Here is a 15,338-nt window from a genome sequence, read left to right as displayed (position 1 = left end):
TGCTTCGGGCTTGGCCTTCGAAGTAAGGCGATTTCAAGGCTTCGATTCATCCATGATCGCCAGTCGTGCCTCCGAAAAGAACTGGCGGCGCAGCAGGGCAACGATGATGATGGTGGTGGTGGCGATGAAAACATAGGAGCTGATGAACCATCCCAGATAACCGATCGACAGGAAGATGGTTCTCAGGCCGTCGTTGAAATTCTTCGCGGCGATGATGTTCATGCGAATGACGTTTTCGGCGGCGCGTTCGGCGGCGGCCTGATCGGCATTGGCGTCGTGCACCATCGGAATGGCGCCGAACAGAATGGTGCAATAGTTGAACAGGCGGTAGGACCAGCCGAACTTGAAGAAGGAATAACCGAAAAGACAGGTGAGGCCGATAACCTTCAATTCGAAGGCGGTCCGGCCGCCGTAATGTACGAAGGGCATGTCGCGAAACACCGATTCGACCTGGTCTGTGGCACCCAGCAGCGCAAAACAGCCACCGATGGCGAAGATCGAGGTGGAGGCGAAAAACGCCGTGCCGTTCTGCAGGCCCGCCATGATCTGCGTATCGATCATTTTCAGGTCGCGTTTCAGGGAATTGTAAATCCATTCACGGCGACGTTCGGCCATCGCCCGGTTCAGGCTCGTTCTCGAAAACCAGGTCGACTTCGTGGTGAGGTGCGTATAGCTCATCCACAGCAGGATGAAGAGAGCGAATGCCACATAGTCCATGGTGGTCATCGTGGGCGAGAACCTTTGCTGTTTGCGAATCTTGCGAACCGGATGTCGCGCGAAGGTTAGCGCATAGGCGCGCGAACCGGAATCGCTTTTGATGCAATGGCAGGGCGAGTAAACAGCTTAAAATGGCCCTGTCTTGCATCGATGGCATGAGATCGCGTCCGGCGCTAACGTTCCGGTAACCATGTTGCGGCTATCAATGACGCACAGGCAACGAACGCTGCCTGTCGGCACCGGAAAAGGTTTTGCGTCCCGGTTGCCGACCCAGATCCGATGTTTTCGCGCGTCACGCTCGATTGACAGAAAGCGCGTTCGGACCTAGCCTTTTTCCAGAGAGTCCGGTGTTTCCGTTTTATCGAAAGCTGCGCTTTGATGTCCGCATGGTGCGGACGGGTTCGGCCCTTTGAAACGGTATCGCAGCAGTCCGGCATGATCGACCGGGAGAACGCCTCTTGATCTACGAATCGTTCTCTTTTCATGACGCGGCGGCTTGCGGCTTGTGGTATCGCCGCAATGACACCGGCTCTCCTTCAGATTTCTCTTCTGGTTCGCATGACTGATACTTCACGCTCTGTTCTCGTTCTCGGCGGCGCTCGCTCCGGAAAATCCCGTTTCGCCGAAGATCTTGTCAAGGCGGCAGGCGGCCAGGCGCATTACATCGCCACCGGCCGGGCGTGGGATGACGAGATGCGCGAACGCATTACCCACCATCGGGACCGACGCGGTGAAGAGTGGATCACCCATGAGGCGCCTGTCGATATCGTGTCCGTGCTGCGTGAGATCGACGCGCCCGATAATGTCGTCCTGATCGACTGCCTGACGTTGTGGCTCACCAACCTGATGATGGAAGAGGCCGATATCGAGGCTGCCTTCTCATTGCTTGAACAGCATATCGGCAAGGCAAGGGCGAGGTTGATCTTCGTGTCCAACGAGGTTGGCCTCGGCATCGTGCCGGAAAACCGCATGGCACGGGAGTTTCGCGATCATGCGGGCCGCCTGCACCAGCGCGTTGCCGCCATCGCAGGCGAGGTCTATTTCATCGCCGCCGGCCTGCCTCTGAAAATGAAGGGCTAGGCCGCTTCCAGCAGCTCTTTTTCCGTTGATCTGAATCAAGGCTGTTTCCCGCGGTCGGTGGCAATGCTCCCCCTGACGCAAAGGCCGGTTTCCGCTTTCGAAAGCTGCTCGCGCCTGGCGTCGATCCGCTTGACGTTGGGGGAAACCAACAATGAACTATACCTTGGAAATTGCGATGGTGGCCCTCGGGGCCTTTTTCGCGCTGCTCGGAGCGGCCTTCGCTCACGACAGTCTTTTTGAAGCCCATATGTGGGTTCTGTTCTTCACGCTGCTTGTCGGCACCGTTCTGTTGCTGCGCCGTGTGTCCTTTGCGCCGGTTGGTCAGGCTGCGAAGACGCAGCGCCAGTCCGAGTATTTTGACGAGGTGGTAAAATACGGCGTGGTCGCGACCGTGTTCTGGGGTGTCGTCGGCTTTCTGGTCGGCGTGGTCGTGGCGCTGCAGCTTGCCTATCCCGATCTCAATGTCGCGCCCTGGTTCAATTTCGGCCGCACGCGGCCTCTGCACACGTCGGCGGTGATCTTCGCTTTCGGGGGAAATGCGCTGATTGCCACGTCCTTCTACGTGGTTCAGAGAACCTGTCGCGCCCGCCTTTTTGGCGGCAACCTCGGCTGGTTCGTGTTCTGGGGTTACAATCTCTTCATCGTCATGGCGGCCACCGGCTATCTGCTCGGGATTACCCAGGGACGCGAATATGCCGAACCGGAATGGTATGTCGACATCTGGCTGACGATTGTCTGGGTTGCCTATCTCATCGCGTTTCTCGGTACGATCCTGATGCGCAAGGAGCCGCATATCTATGTGGCGAACTGGTTCTATCTCGCCTTCATCGTGACGATTGCCATGCTGCACATCGTCAACAATCTGGCGATCCCGGTTTCCTTCCTCGGTGTCAAAAGCTATTCGGCCTTCGCGGGCGTGCAGGATGCGCTGACGCAATGGTGGTACGGCCATAACGCCGTCGGTTTCTTCCTGACCGCAGGCTTCCTGGGCATGATGTATTACTTCGTGCCGAAGCAGGCCGGTCGCCCGGTTTATTCCTATCGCCTGTCAATCATCCACTTCTGGGCGCTGATCTTCATGTATATCTGGGCAGGTCCGCACCACCTGCATTATACGGCGCTGCCCGACTGGGCGCAGACGCTCGGCATGGTGTTTTCGATCATGCTGTGGATGCCGTCGTGGGGTGGCATGATCAACGGCCTGATGACGCTTTCGGGCGCATGGGACAAGATCCGCACCGATCCGATCATCCGCATGATGGTGATTGCCATCGCCTTCTACGGCATGTCGACCTTCGAGGGACCGATGATGTCGATCAAGGCCGTCAATTCGCTCAGCCATTATACGGACTGGACGATCGGCCACGTGCATTCGGGCGCGCTCGGCTGGGTCGGCATGATTACCTTCGGCGCCATCTATTACCTGACACCGAAGCTGTGGAACCGCGACCGGCTTTACAGCCTGCGCATGGTCAACTGGCACTTCTGGCTCGCAACGCTCGGCATCGTCATCTACGCCGCCGTGCTGTGGGTTGCCGGTATCCAGCAGGCGCTGATGTGGCGCGAATACGACCAGCAGGGCTTCCTCGTCTATTCCTTCGCGGAATCGGTCGCGGCGCTGTTCCCGTATTACGTCCTGCGTGCGGTCGGCGGGGGGCTCTACCTCTGCGGCGGTCTCGTCATGGCCTACAACGTCTACATGACCGCGCGCGGTTACGAGCGGGAGGAGGCTCCGATTGCCGGAAGCTATCCCGTCGTTGCCCAGCCGGCCGAATAAGGAGGAGCAACCATGTCGCTTCTTGACAAACACCAGCTCATAGAACGCAACGCCACCCTGCTTCTCGTCGGTTCGCTTCTCGTCGTTTCGATTGGCGGTATCGTGGAAATCGCGCCGCTGTTCTACCTTGAAAACACCATCGAGAAGGTGGAGGGCATGCGGCCTTATTCACCGCTCGAACTGGCCGGGCGCAACATCTACATCCGCGAGGGCTGCTACGTCTGCCACAGCCAGATGATCCGCCCGTTCCGCGATGAGGTGGAACGTTATGGCCATTACAGCCTGGCGGCCGAATCCATGTACGACCACCCGTTCCAGTGGGGTTCGAAGCGAACCGGGCCCGATCTTGCCCGTGTCGGCGACCGTTATTCGAACGAATGGCACGTACAGCATCTGGCCGACCCGCGTTCGGTGGTGCCGGAATCGATCATGCCGTCCTACGCCTTCCTCAAGACGACACCTCTCAAGGTGACCGACGTTTCGATGGAGCTGAAGGCAAATCGCGCTGTTGGCGTGCCCTATAGCGACGAGATGATCGACAGTGCGGCCGCCGACCTTGCGGCGCAGGCCGACCCGAATGCCGATACCAGCGGTGTATTGCAGCGCTACCCCAAGGCCAAGATCGGCGATTTCGACGGCGATCCGGCCAGGCTGACCGAGATGGATGCGCTGGTCGCTTATCTGCAGATGCTCGGCACGCTGGTCGATTTCTCGACCTATGACGATGCGGCCGGATACCGGTGAGGAGAGACCATGGAAACCTACACAGCCATGCGTCACTTCGCCGATAGCTGGGGCCTGCTTGCCATGGCGCTGTTTTTCGTCGGCGTCGTGGTGTTCACCCTGCGTCCCGGCGGCAAGAAGGCGGCCAACGATGCCGCCAGCATCCCTCTGAAGGAGGACTAGGATATGGCCGACAAACATATAGACAAGCTGAGCGGCGTCGAAACAACCGGCCATGAATGGGACGGCATTCGTGAACTGAACAACCCGATGCCGAGATGGTGGGTGTGGACCTTCTACGCCACCATTCTCTGGGCCATCGGTTACACCATTGCCTTTCCGGCATGGCCGCTGATCAACGGCGCGACACAAGGCGTGCTCGGTTGGAGCAGCCGCGCTGACATCACCGCCGAAATCGCCACCGCCAAGGATGCGCAGAGCGTCTCACTCGACAGGATCGCCAGCGCCTCGCTCGAAGATATCCAGGCCGACAGCACATTGATGCAGTTCGCGCTATCGGGCGGTGCCGCCGCCTTCAAGGTCAATTGCATTCAATGTCATGGCTCCGGTGCCGAGGGGAGCCAGGGTTACCCCAACCTCAATGATGACGAATGGCTTTGGGGCGGTAGCGTCGAGGATATCTATACCACCATCAACCACGGCATTCGCTTTGCCGAGGACGCGGATACCCGTATTTCGGAAATGCCGGCGTTCGGCGATATTCTCGAGACATCGGAAATCCGCGAGGTGGCGGCCTACGTCGTCAGCCTGACCGGAACGCCTTCCGATCCGGCGCTGGTGGAGCCCGGCAAGCAGGTCTTCGCCGACAATTGCGCCTCGTGCCATGGAGAGGATGCCAAGGGCAACCGCGAGTTCGGCGCGCCCGATCTTGCCGATGCCATCTGGCTGAAAGCGCATGGCGAGCAGGGCATCGTCTCACAGATCCGTTCGCCCAAGCACGGCGTCATGCCCGCCTGGGGTGGACGTCTTGGTGACGCCACGGTCAAGCAGCTTGCCATCTTCGTGCATTCGCTGGGGGGCGGCGAATAAGGGACGCCAGATCGTCGAATCCAGATCATCAAATAAAGAAGGGGCGCTCGAAGCGCCCCTTTTTCGTCTGGTCGATACGGTCAGGCGGCGCGGCCATCGGGATATTCGGCCGGACCTTTCAGTTCGATCTTGTTGCCGAAGGGATCGCGGAAATAGAAGGAATGCCCCATTCCCCGTGCGCCACCGTGGAAGGCTTCCTGTTCTATGGTTACGTCGAATTTCGCCAGATGAGCGCGAAGCGTCTCATGGTTCAGCGGTCCGGTCGCAATGCAGATGTGATCGACATTGCGGCCACCGGCGACGGGCGGTGCCGCCTTCGTGCCGCCGGGATGGGTCACATCCCAGAGAACGATCAGGGAGTTTCCGCACCAGACCTGTTCCATGCCAAGTGCCGGATAAGTGTAGCCGTTCGTGCATCCAAGAACGTTCCGGTAAAAATCGAGGGCGCGCGCCATGTCGTCAACGATGAAGACGACATGGTCGAGGCCGACGAGCGAAAAGGGCGGTGTTGTCGCAGTCATGTTCAATGCATCTCCCGATCAGGCTTTCGACCATACGGCCAGTTCATAGCCATCAGGATCGGTGAAGTGAAAACGGCGACCGCCGGGAAACTCGAAAATCGGCAGGCTGATCTTTCCTCCGGCCGATTCGACGCGGTTTTGTGCCGCCTCGATGTCCGATGCGTAGAGAATGACCAGCGCTCCGCCCTTGGCGGTGACTGGTGCTGTCGTCGTAAAACCGCCGGTCAACCGTCCATCGGAGAATTCGCAATATTGCGGACCGTAGTCCTTGAAGGTCCAGCCGAAGGCGCCGCCATAAAAGGCTTTGCTCGCTTCAATGTCTGACACATTGAATTCGACATAGTCGATCCTTCTGTCGTTTTCAGTTTCACTCATGTGCTCCTCCTTCAGCTCCGTTCGACGATTGATTTCAGCGTCTCGAGATCGGCTTTCACCAGACCCGCATCGCGTGCAAAATCATCGTCTGTCATGCCGGGAAGTTGCAGCAGGGTAAAGGCAATTTCTGCACCATCGCCATTCGGCGTAACCCGCAAGGCGTTATAGACCTTCAGGCCGTCGGGCATGGTCACGACATGGTCGATGACGCCGAGATCGTTCGTTGCGGCAAAGCGCACATGCACCGATCCGACCGCGCCGCCATCGGCAATCCATTCATCACCGTTGCGGGTCAGGCCGCTGGCAAGTCCGGCCGCCCAGAGCGGCATGTTTTCCGGTTTGGATGCAAAGTCACAAACCTCTTTCCAGGGTCTGTCGATCGACAGGTGGACGATCTTCGATGGCATGACGGGCATGTGGACCTCCCATTTGGTGCGCGTGGTCTGCCTGCGCCACTTTGTCCTCACTTGATGCAAGTCAAGGATATTTCCCCGGCCAGATGGGAAAACGCAAGCAGTAGCAACGGACCTTGCATCATGAATATTTACCGCGCCGATCAGCAAAGCGCCGGACCATCCCCTGAACGGCTTGAGGCGGAGGCGGTGAACTCCGCCAAATTGCGCAAGCCGCTCTATGAGGCACGCCGGAAAATCTTTCCCAAACGCGCCGAGGGTCGTTTCCGTCGCTTCAAATGGCTGGTCATGCTGGTCACGCTCGGCATCTATTATCTGACACCGTGGCTCAGATGGGATCGTGGGCCCTTTGCGCCGGATCAGGCGGTGCTGATCGATATTGCCAATCGCCGATTCTACTTCCTGTTCATCGAGATCTGGCCGCAGGAATTCTTCTTCATTGCCGGGCTTCTGGTGATGGCAGGGCTTGGACTTTTCCTCATCACCTCTGCGGTCGGGCGCGCGTGGTGCGGTTATGCCTGTCCGCAGACGGTGTGGGTCGATCTGTTTCTGGTCGTCGAGCGCGCCATCGAGGGTGACAGAAACGCCCGGATGAAACTCGATGCCGGGCCTTGGACCTTCGACAAGGTGCGCAAGCGGGTTCTCAAGCACGGCATATGGCTGCTGATCGGTGTTGCGACGGGTGGTGCCTGGATCTTCTATTTCGCCGATGCGCCGACACTCGCCTGGCAGTTCATGACGGGGCAGGCGGCGATGGTCGCCTATATGACCGTCGCGATCCTGACGGCGACGACCTATGTGTTCGGCGGGCTGATGCGCGAGCAGGTCTGCACCTACATGTGTCCCTGGCCGCGCATCCAGGCGGCGATGCTGGATGAGAACTCGCTGGTCGTGACCTATAATGACTGGCGTGGCGAGCCGCGTTCGCGCCATGCAAAAAGGGCGGTTGCTGCCGGTGAACCGGTGGGGGATTGCGTCGATTGCAACGCCTGCGTCGCGGTCTGTCCCATGGGGATCGATATTCGCGACGGGCAGCAGCTCGAATGCATCACCTGCGCGCTGTGCATTGATGCCTGCGACGGCGTGATGGCCAAGACCGGAAAGCCGCAGGGGCTGATCGCCTATGCCACGCTTGCCGAATACCAGTCGAACATGGCGCTCGCGACCGGTGGCGGACGTCATGAGATACGCCCCGGCAATGTCCGCAATGCGGATGGCAATTTCGCAGCCGCCGTCCGCCAGTTCGACTGGCTCATCATTTTCCGTCCACGGACGATCATCTACACCGTTGCATGGGCGGCAATCGGTGTCGGGCTGCTGGTGGCGCTTGCAACCCGCGACCGTCTGGCGGTCAACGTGCTGCATGACCGAAATCCGCAATATGTGCTGGAATCGAATGGCTCGATCCGCAACGGCTATACGGTGCGTATTCTCAACATGGTGCCGGAGCCGCGTACCGTCAGCCTGACCATCGACGGCATTGCGAATGCGGTGATGAAGATCAACGGCGTGCAGGCCGATCCGTCGCGCAGCTTCGATGTGCTGGTGGAGCCGGATGAGGCAACGACATTGAAGGTGTTCGTCACCTTGCCGGGAGAGGACGTCTCCTCTGCGTCGGAAAATTTCGAATTCATTGTCAGCGATGTGCAGGGCCATGAAACGGCGCGTTACGACGCCGTCTTCAATGGCCCGGGAGTAAAAAAATGACTGTCCAGAAATCTCAAGCGCCGGGTTTTACCTTTACCGGCTGGCACATGCTGGGTGTGATGGTGCTGTTCTTCGGTACGATCATCACCGTCAACATGATCATGGCCTGGAATGCTGTCTCAAGCTGGAGCGGGCTGGTGGTTCAGAACACCTATGTCGCCAGCCAGCAGTTCAACGGCAAGGCGGAAGCCGCCAAGGCGCGAGCGGCGAGCGGTATCGAAGGCAGGCTTTCCGTAGACAGGAACGGCATGCGCTACGAGATATTTCATCCTCAGACCGGACCGGTCGCGACCGACACGGTCACGGCGCATTTCCGCCGTCCGGTGGGGGAGCATCAGAACTTCGATATGGAACTTACTCCGGTTTCGACAGGCGTGTTTACCGGTTCTCATGACGTGCTGCCGGGCCAATGGATCGTCGAGGTGATCGCCGTCAAGGATGGCCGGGTGATCGTGCATGAGGGCACACGCATCGCCATTATCAGGGGACGTCCATGAGCTGCTGTGCACCGGGAACGGAGGGCTCGCTTGCGTTAAATGGCGGCAATCCGCCATCTGCCGAAGAGCTGTTGCTGGCAAGCCGCGATCTGGGTCAGGGCCTTCGCCAGACGGATCTGAGCGTGCCGGGTGTTTATTGCGGCACCTGCATCTCCACCATTGAAGGCGCGTTGCGGGGGCATCCAGCCGTCGAGCGGGCACGCGTCAATCTCTCCTCGCGGCGCGTGGCCATCGTCTGGAGAGACGCGGTTGCGGGGATCAAGACCGATCCGGCCGAGCTTGTCGGCGCTATCCAGTCAACCGGTTATCAGGCGCATCTTTTTTCGGCCAGTCAGGATGCCTCGGATGAACTGCGCAAGCAGCTCATCCGCGCTGTGGCACTCTGCGGTTTTGCCTCTGCCAACATCATGCTTTTGTCCGTATCGGTCTGGTCGGGTGCGGATGCGGCGACCCGCGACATGTTCCACTGGATCTCGGCGATGATTGCCGCACCGGCGCTGATCTATGGCGGTCGCTTCTTCTACATCTCGGCCTGGAATGCGCTGAAACACGGCCGGACCAACATGGACGTGCCGATTGCGCTTGCTATCACGCTCTCCTATGCCGTCTCGCTGTGGGAAACGATCCATCACGGCGCACATGCCTGGTTTGATGCCACCGTGTCACTGTTGTTCTTCCTGCTGATCGGCCGCACGCTGGATCACATCATGCGCGACAGGGCGCGTTCGGCCATTGCCGGTCTGGCAAGGCTTTTGCCGCGTGGGGCAATGCTGGTCAATGCCAGCGGCTCGCGCGATTACCGGCCACTCGATGAGATCAAACCGGGCGACACGATTGCGATCGTGGCGGGAGAGCGGGTGCCTGTCGATGCGACGGTTACAAGCGGCAGCAGCGATCTCGACATGTCCATCGTCAATGGCGAAAGCGCGCCGCGCCGCGTGGAGAGCGGCGACCATCTGCAGGCCGGTACGCTGAACCTCACCGGTTCGCTTACGGCGTGCGTCACGGCCACAGCGAGGGAATCGTTCCTTTCGGAAGTGATTGCACTGATGGAAGCGGCCGAAGGAGGCAGGGCGCGTTATCGCCGCATCGCCGACCGCGCCGCCAGCTATTATTCGCCCGTCGTGCATCTGCTCGCCCTGCTGACATTCCTTGGCTGGGGCATTTTCGGTGGTGACTGGAAACAGGCCATGCTGATTGCCATTGCCGTGCTCATCATCACCTGCCCATGTGCGCTTGGCCTTGCCGTACCCGTGGTGCAGGTGGTGGCCGCAGGACGGCTCTTCCGGCGCGGCGTGATGGTCAAGGACGGGTCTGCGATGGAACGGCTGGCGGACATCGACACGGTGCTGTTCGACAAGACCGGAACGTTGACATCAGGAAGGCCACGTCTCGTGGGTTCCGCCGATATACCTGACACGACCATGGCGATTGCTGCGGGGCTTGCCGCCCATTCGAACCATCCGTTGTCCAGGGCGCTTTACGATGCACGTCAGGGCTCCATTTCCTCATATGATACGGTCAGCGAAATTCCGGGTTCGGGGGTGGAGGCTGTCACCGCATCCGGCATCTACAGGCTCGGCAATCGCCGTTTCGCATGCCCCTCCGACATCGGGGGCGGCGATGCGGGCACGCTCTCCGAGGTGGTGCTGTCGCAGGATGGAAAATTGCTGGCCGCTTTCGCATTCGAGGACAGTCTGCGACCCGGTGGGGCTGATGTGCTGAACCGGCTCGGCGCATGGCACATCAGCAGCGAAGTCGTGTCCGGCGACCGCAAGGCGGCGGTGGGGCTGCTGGCAGAGCGGCTTGGCATCGACAGGTGGGGCGCGGAGCTTTCGCCCAGGGACAAGGCGGCGCGCTGCGTGATGCTTGCGGGCGAGGGAAAGCGTGTGCTGATGGTGGGCGATGGCATAAACGATGCGCCGGCGCTTGCTGCGGCGCATGTGTCGATGGCACCGGCGACCGCCGCTGACATCGGCCGCCAGGCGGCTGATTTCGTCTTCATGCATGAAAGCCTGGAGGCCGTGCCGTTCGCCATCGATACGGCGCGGCGGGCAGGGCAACTGATCCGCCAGAACTTTGCCCTGGCGATTGGCTACAACGTGATCGCCGTGCCCGTTGCCATTGCCGGTTATGCCACACCGATGATCGCGGCGATTGCCATGTCGACGTCGTCCTTGATCGTCGTCGCCAATGCCCTGCGTCTTGCTGGCGCCGACAGGGCCGGAACCGAAATCGACATGCCGGCCGTGCGTCTGGGGCAGGGAGTGCAGGCGGCATGAACATGCTGATCTACCTGATACCGGTGGCGTTGTTTCTCGGCGGTCTCGGTCTTTTCGCCTTTCTCTGGTCGCTGAAAGCGGGCCAGTATGACGATATGGATGGGGCGGCGTGGCGCGTGCTCGATGACGGTGACGACAGGCCAAAACCGTCCTGAGAGGAGGTCGCCGATCCGCCATAACTCCAGCTTATGGACCTCAAGCAAATATGCAAAGCTGACTTGCGTCATCAAAATTTAATCGTTTAAGCCAGCCTCAGCCTTGCTGTTTGTTCATTACAGTGCCACAACACGACCACTCAAAAAGCAAGATGGAGGCACATCCGTGGAACAGGCAGAAATCGGTTTGATCGGTCTCGGTGTCATGGGCTCGAACCTGGCATTGAACATCGCGGAAAAGGGCAACAAGATTGCCGTTTTCAACCGGACCCCGGAAGCTACGAGAAAATTCTACGCCGAGGCTGGCGAATTGCAGGGTCAGTTGATCCCCTGCGAAACCATTGAGGAATTCGTCGCCGCCATTCGTCCTCCACGCCCGATCATCATCATGATCAAGGCCGGCGATCCGGTCGATCAGCAGATGGAAATTCTCAAGCCGCACCTGGCCAACGGCGACATCATGATCGACGCCGGCAATGCGAACTTCCGCGATACCATCCGCCGTTTCGACAACCTCAAGGACAGCGGCCTGACCTTCATCGGCATGGGTGTTTCCGGTGGTGAAGAAGGTGCCCGTCACGGACCGTCGATCATGGTCGGTGGCACGGAAGACAGCTGGAAGCGCGTCGAGAAGGTTCTGACCTCCATCTCCGCCAAGTACAACGAAGACCCGTGCGTTGCATGGCTCGGCAACGATGGCGCCGGTCACTTCGTCAAGACCATTCACAACGGCATCGAATATGCCGACATGCAGATGATCGCCGAAATCTACGGCATCCTGCGCGACGGCCTGAAGATGAGCGCCGTTGAAATCGCTGACGTGTTCGGCGAGTGGAACAAGGGTCGCCTCAACTCCTACCTGATCGAGATCACCGAAAAGGTTCTGCGCGCCGCAGACCCGATCACTGGCAAGCCGATGGTCGACCTGATCCTCGACAAGGCCGGCCAGAAGGGCACCGGCAAGTGGTCGGTCATCGAAGCACAGAACATGGGCGTTGCTGCCACCGCCATCGAAGCGGCCGTTGCAGCCCGTATCCTGTCTTCGCAGAAGGATGAGCGCGAAGCTGCCGAAAAGATCTTCGGTCTGCCGGGCCTCGTCGATTCCCCGGCTGACAAGAAAGCCTTCATCGCCGATCTGGAAAGCGCGCTTCTGGCCGCCAAGATCGGTGCTTACGCGCAGGGCTTCGCCATCATGTCGGCAGCCTCGAACGAGTTCAACTGGAACCTGCCGATGCCGACGATCGCCCGCATCTGGCGCGCTGGTTGCATCATCCGCTCGCAGTTCCTCGATGAGATCACCTCGGCCTTCACGAAGGACCCGCATGTGGCCAACCTCATCGTGACTCCGGCCTTCTCGACCATGGTGAAGGACACCGATGCGCCGCTGCGTCGCGTCGTTTCCTACGCCGTTCTGTCCGGTCTGCCGGTTCCTGCTCTGGCGTCGGCTCTCGGTTACTTCGACGCTTACCGTCGTGGCCGGGGCAGCGCGAACCTCATCCAGGCACAGCGCGACTTCTTCGGCGCACACGGCTTTGAGCGCACCGACGGTGTGGACAAGCCGCATGGCCCGTGGGGCAGCGGTGCTGACATTTTCTGATTGCAGAAAATGACCAATAAAAAAGGCCCGCGAAAGCGGGCCTTTTCTTTTGATGCCGGTGCTTGCCTTAGCGTGCTGCAGCCAGGCCAACGATCAGGCCGCTGACGGCGTTGATGAGCAGGAACTGGTTGTCGACGCGAACCCAGCGCTGGTCACGGCGCGGTTCGGACAGGCGGTAACGGCGGTAGTCGCGGCGGTCGATGTAGTTGCGACGTTCACCAGCGGAGAGGCGCTGACCGCGATCCCAGCGATGCTTTTTGACGATGACCTTCTTGGTGGTGACTTCGCGTTCGATGCGAACGCTGCGGTGACGGTCGTCGTGACGGCTCTGTGCCTGTGCCATCGGAGCAGCGAGAACGGTTGCGGCCAGAAGAACGGTGATGAACTTTTTCATGAGTGTTTCCTCTTGTTTCGATGAGAGGAATTTACGAATAAACGAATGAACGGAAACTGAATTTAAAATTACATTTATGTAATGGTTGTTAACGGTTAGGGGAGGGAGTTAATCTTCTGTTTTGAGATTTTTCTTGCTGCCAAAGTGATCGGGCCGCCAGGCCGTCGTTTTTGTCCACTATGCCGTCATGTGCGAATGCTGCTGTTAATTACCCCCCCCAAAAAAAATCCGCCTTTCCTGCGCAAGTGCAAGTACCATCGCGTCGACGCTGACGGCAGGTTCCTGTGCACGAAACACACCACAGAAGCCTGAGCCGACCGCGCGCTGCGATGGCGTTCATCGTCGATCCGTTGTGCCAATTATGGTTTTATTCACCTCGAAAAACGTTCAAATTCTGAAACGTTTGCAATTAGATACATGCCACTTTAGTGAGAAATAAATATCTGACCACGACCAAGGCGAGTAGAAGAGATAAGCATGAAGTCAAGATTGATTACGTCAGCGTCGCTCATATTGATCACCCTTAGTGGCTGCACAACTGCGCCGACAACGCTTAAGACTTCCGGATCGTCTTCTGACGCTTGTGGTGCGTCGCGCTATCAGAAATATGTTGGAGGGCCTTCATCCGCGACTGTTGGTCTGAATATTCCCGGAGACTCGCGGCATTACGGGCGACAAGAGCACGTTGCTAACGACACACCTTCAAGATTGAACTTTGTTCATAGCGGCACTGCCACAGAATCTGTGACTAATCCGAAGTCGACCGTCATTCGCGTGTTCTGCGGCTAATAAAGGAGCCTTGACCCAAGCTTGGGTAACCCATGTGAGCGCGCGGGGGCTTCGGGGCCATTCGAAGATGGCCGGAAGCGACTTTCCCTGCTTCATCGGGTGATCGGGCCGCCCGGAAAAACCGGACGGCCGTCTCTTTTCGTTATTTGCGTTCTGCGGATTTCGCCCACAGATTGATGTCAGCATCGCGTGCGTAACGATCGATGTCAGCCAGTTCCTCGGCGGTGAAGTCGGGATTGTCGAGAGCCTTCACGCAATCCTCGACCTGCTCGACCCGGCTGGCGCCGATCAGCGCCGACGTGATGCGGCCACCGCGCAGAACCCAGGCAATTGCCATCTGCGCCAGTGTCTGGCCGCGCTTTTCGGCGATACGGTTAAGAGCGCGGATGTTTTCGACGTTCTGATCGTTCAGGAAAGCGGGATTGAGCGACTTGCCCTGTGTCGCGCGGCTGCCATCCGGCACACCACCCAGATATTTCGTCGTCAGCATGCCCTGTGCCAGCGGCGAAAAGACGATGGAGCCGACGCCCAGTTCCTCGAGCGTATCGACCAGGCCGTCTTCCTCGATCCAGCGGTTGATCATCGAATAGCTCGGCTGGTGGATGATGCAGGGCGTGCCGAGATCCTTGAGGATCGCCGCAGCCTCGCGGGTACGCTTGGAGTTGTAGGAGGAAATGCCGACATAGAGCGCCTTGCCGGAGCGGACGATCTGATCGAGCGCGCCGCAGGTTTCTTCAAGCGGCGTGTTCGGGTCGAAGCGATGCGAATAGAAGATATCGACATAGTCGAGGCCCATGCGCTTCAGGCTCTGATCACAGGATGAGATGAGGTATTTGCGGCTGCCCCATTCGCCATAAGGACCCGGCCACATGTTGTATCCGGCCTTGGAGGAGATGACGAGCTCATCGCGGTAGCCGGCAAAATCGGTCTTCAGAATTTCACCGAAGGCGATTTCGGCGCTGCCGGGTGGCGGGCCGTAGTTGTTGGCGAGATCGAAGTGGGTGATGCCGAGGTCGAACGCACGGCGGCAGATTGCCTGTTTGGTCTGGTGCGGGGTGTCATTGCCGAAATTGTGCCAGAGCCCCAGCGAGATCGCCGGAAGCTTGAGGCCCGAACGGCCGCAATGATTGTACTTCATGGACGCATAACGGTTTTCGGCCGGTTGCCAAGCCATGTCTTTCCTCCACTTGCTGATGAGAGTTGCCGAAGACACCGGCAACCTTTGAACTGGATGAGACAAGCCCGCCGTGGAGCGGGATTG

General features: G+C 59.1%; 16 protein-coding genes. 10 read left to right on the top strand and 6 right to left on the bottom strand.

Annotation, left to right across the window (positions count from 1 at the left end):
- Positions 1-33 precede the first annotated feature (33 nt).
- The gene (locus FY156_07865; GenBank protein UXS01401.1) at positions 34-726 is read right to left on the bottom strand and encodes a DUF599 family protein; all 693 of its coding nucleotides are present in this window, start codon (positions 724-726) and stop codon (positions 34-36) included.
- A 549-nt stretch (positions 727-1,275) separates the two neighbouring features.
- Between FY156_07865 and cobU the strand changes: the two genes are divergently transcribed.
- The 5 genes from cobU (at position 1,276) to ccoP (ending at position 5,347) form a co-directional block, all read left to right on the top strand.
- Complete coding sequence (gene cobU / locus FY156_07860; protein UXS03075.1) at positions 1,276-1,797, top strand: bifunctional adenosylcobinamide kinase/adenosylcobinamide-phosphate guanylyltransferase; 522 nt, start codon at positions 1,276-1,278, stop codon at positions 1,795-1,797.
- Positions 1,798-1,948: 151 nt separating this feature from the next.
- Positions 1,949-3,574 (top strand): cytochrome-c oxidase, cbb3-type subunit I, encoded by a 1,626-nt coding sequence (gene ccoN / locus FY156_07855; protein UXS01400.1) that lies wholly within the window; start codon positions 1,949-1,951, stop codon positions 3,572-3,574.
- A 12-nt stretch (positions 3,575-3,586) separates the two neighbouring features.
- Positions 3,587-4,318 (top strand): cytochrome-c oxidase, cbb3-type subunit II, encoded by a 732-nt coding sequence (gene ccoO / locus FY156_07850; GenBank protein UXS01399.1) that lies wholly within the window; start codon positions 3,587-3,589, stop codon positions 4,316-4,318.
- Positions 4,319-4,327: 9 nt separating this feature from the next.
- Positions 4,328-4,480, top strand: a complete 153-nt coding sequence (locus FY156_07845; GenBank protein ID UXS01398.1) for a cbb3-type cytochrome c oxidase subunit 3 — start codon at positions 4,328-4,330, stop codon at positions 4,478-4,480.
- A gap of 3 nt (positions 4,481-4,483) precedes the next feature.
- Complete coding sequence (gene ccoP / locus FY156_07840) at positions 4,484-5,347, top strand: cytochrome-c oxidase, cbb3-type subunit III (protein UXS01397.1); 864 nt, start codon at positions 4,484-4,486, stop codon at positions 5,345-5,347.
- 80 nt (positions 5,348-5,427) lie between these two features.
- Here ccoP and FY156_07835 read toward each other — a convergent pair whose 3' ends face one another.
- The 3 genes from FY156_07835 to FY156_07825 are packed head-to-tail and all read right to left on the bottom strand — an operon-like array spanning position 5,428 to position 6,659.
- Complete coding sequence (locus FY156_07835) at positions 5,428-5,868, bottom strand: VOC family protein (protein UXS01396.1); 441 nt, start codon at positions 5,866-5,868, stop codon at positions 5,428-5,430.
- An 18-nt stretch (positions 5,869-5,886) separates the two neighbouring features.
- Positions 5,887-6,243: a VOC family protein gene (locus tag FY156_07830; GenBank protein ID UXS01395.1), complete on the bottom strand. Its 357-nt coding sequence runs from the start codon at positions 6,241-6,243 to the stop codon at positions 5,887-5,889.
- An 11-nt stretch (positions 6,244-6,254) separates the two neighbouring features.
- A complete protein-coding gene (locus tag FY156_07825; protein ID UXS01394.1) occupies positions 6,255-6,659 on the bottom strand; it encodes an SRPBCC family protein in 405 nt (134 codons plus the stop codon).
- Between the two features lie 120 nt (positions 6,660-6,779).
- Between FY156_07825 and ccoG the strand changes: the two genes are divergently transcribed.
- The 5 genes from ccoG to gndA all read left to right on the top strand — a co-directional run bounded on the left by ccoG (position 6,780) and on the right by gndA (position 12,894).
- Positions 6,780-8,363, top strand: coding sequence for a cytochrome c oxidase accessory protein CcoG (gene ccoG / locus FY156_07820; protein UXS01393.1), 1,584 nt, complete (start codon positions 6,780-6,782; stop codon positions 8,361-8,363).
- Positions 8,360-8,860: a FixH family protein gene (locus tag FY156_07815; GenBank protein ID UXS01392.1), complete on the top strand. Its 501-nt coding sequence runs from the start codon at positions 8,360-8,362 to the stop codon at positions 8,858-8,860. The genes ccoG and FY156_07815 overlap by 4 nt, the downstream gene beginning before the upstream one ends.
- Positions 8,857-11,142, top strand: a complete 2,286-nt coding sequence (cadA, locus tag FY156_07810; GenBank protein ID UXS01391.1) for a cadmium-translocating P-type ATPase — start codon at positions 8,857-8,859, stop codon at positions 11,140-11,142. Before FY156_07815 ends, cadA begins: the two co-directional genes overlap by 4 nt.
- Positions 11,139-11,297, top strand: coding sequence for a cbb3-type cytochrome oxidase assembly protein CcoS (gene ccoS, locus FY156_07805; GenBank protein UXS01390.1), 159 nt, complete (start codon positions 11,139-11,141; stop codon positions 11,295-11,297). Before cadA ends, ccoS begins: the two co-directional genes overlap by 4 nt.
- A 166-nt stretch (positions 11,298-11,463) precedes the next feature.
- Positions 11,464-12,894, top strand: coding sequence for an NADP-dependent phosphogluconate dehydrogenase (gene gndA / locus FY156_07800; GenBank protein ID UXS01389.1), 1,431 nt, complete (start codon positions 11,464-11,466; stop codon positions 12,892-12,894).
- Positions 12,895-12,961: 67 nt separating this feature from the next.
- Here gndA and FY156_07795 read toward each other — a convergent pair whose 3' ends face one another.
- Together FY156_07795 and mgrA are read right to left on the bottom strand one after the other, a co-directional pair.
- Entirely contained in the window at positions 12,962-13,288 is a 327-nt protein-coding gene (locus FY156_07795) for a hypothetical protein (protein ID UXS01388.1), read from the bottom strand.
- 931 nt (positions 13,289-14,219) lie between these two features.
- Positions 14,220-15,251: an L-glyceraldehyde 3-phosphate reductase gene (mgrA, locus tag FY156_07790; GenBank protein ID UXS01387.1), complete on the bottom strand. Its 1,032-nt coding sequence runs from the start codon at positions 15,249-15,251 to the stop codon at positions 14,220-14,222.
- Positions 15,252-15,338 lie beyond the last annotated feature (87 nt).

Source organism: Agrobacterium tumefaciens, from assembly GCA_025559845.1.
GTDB lineage: Bacteria > Pseudomonadota > Alphaproteobacteria > Rhizobiales > Rhizobiaceae > Agrobacterium.
The sequence above is the reverse complement of the archived record's forward strand: the minus strand, read 5'-3'. Positions and strand labels throughout refer to the sequence as shown.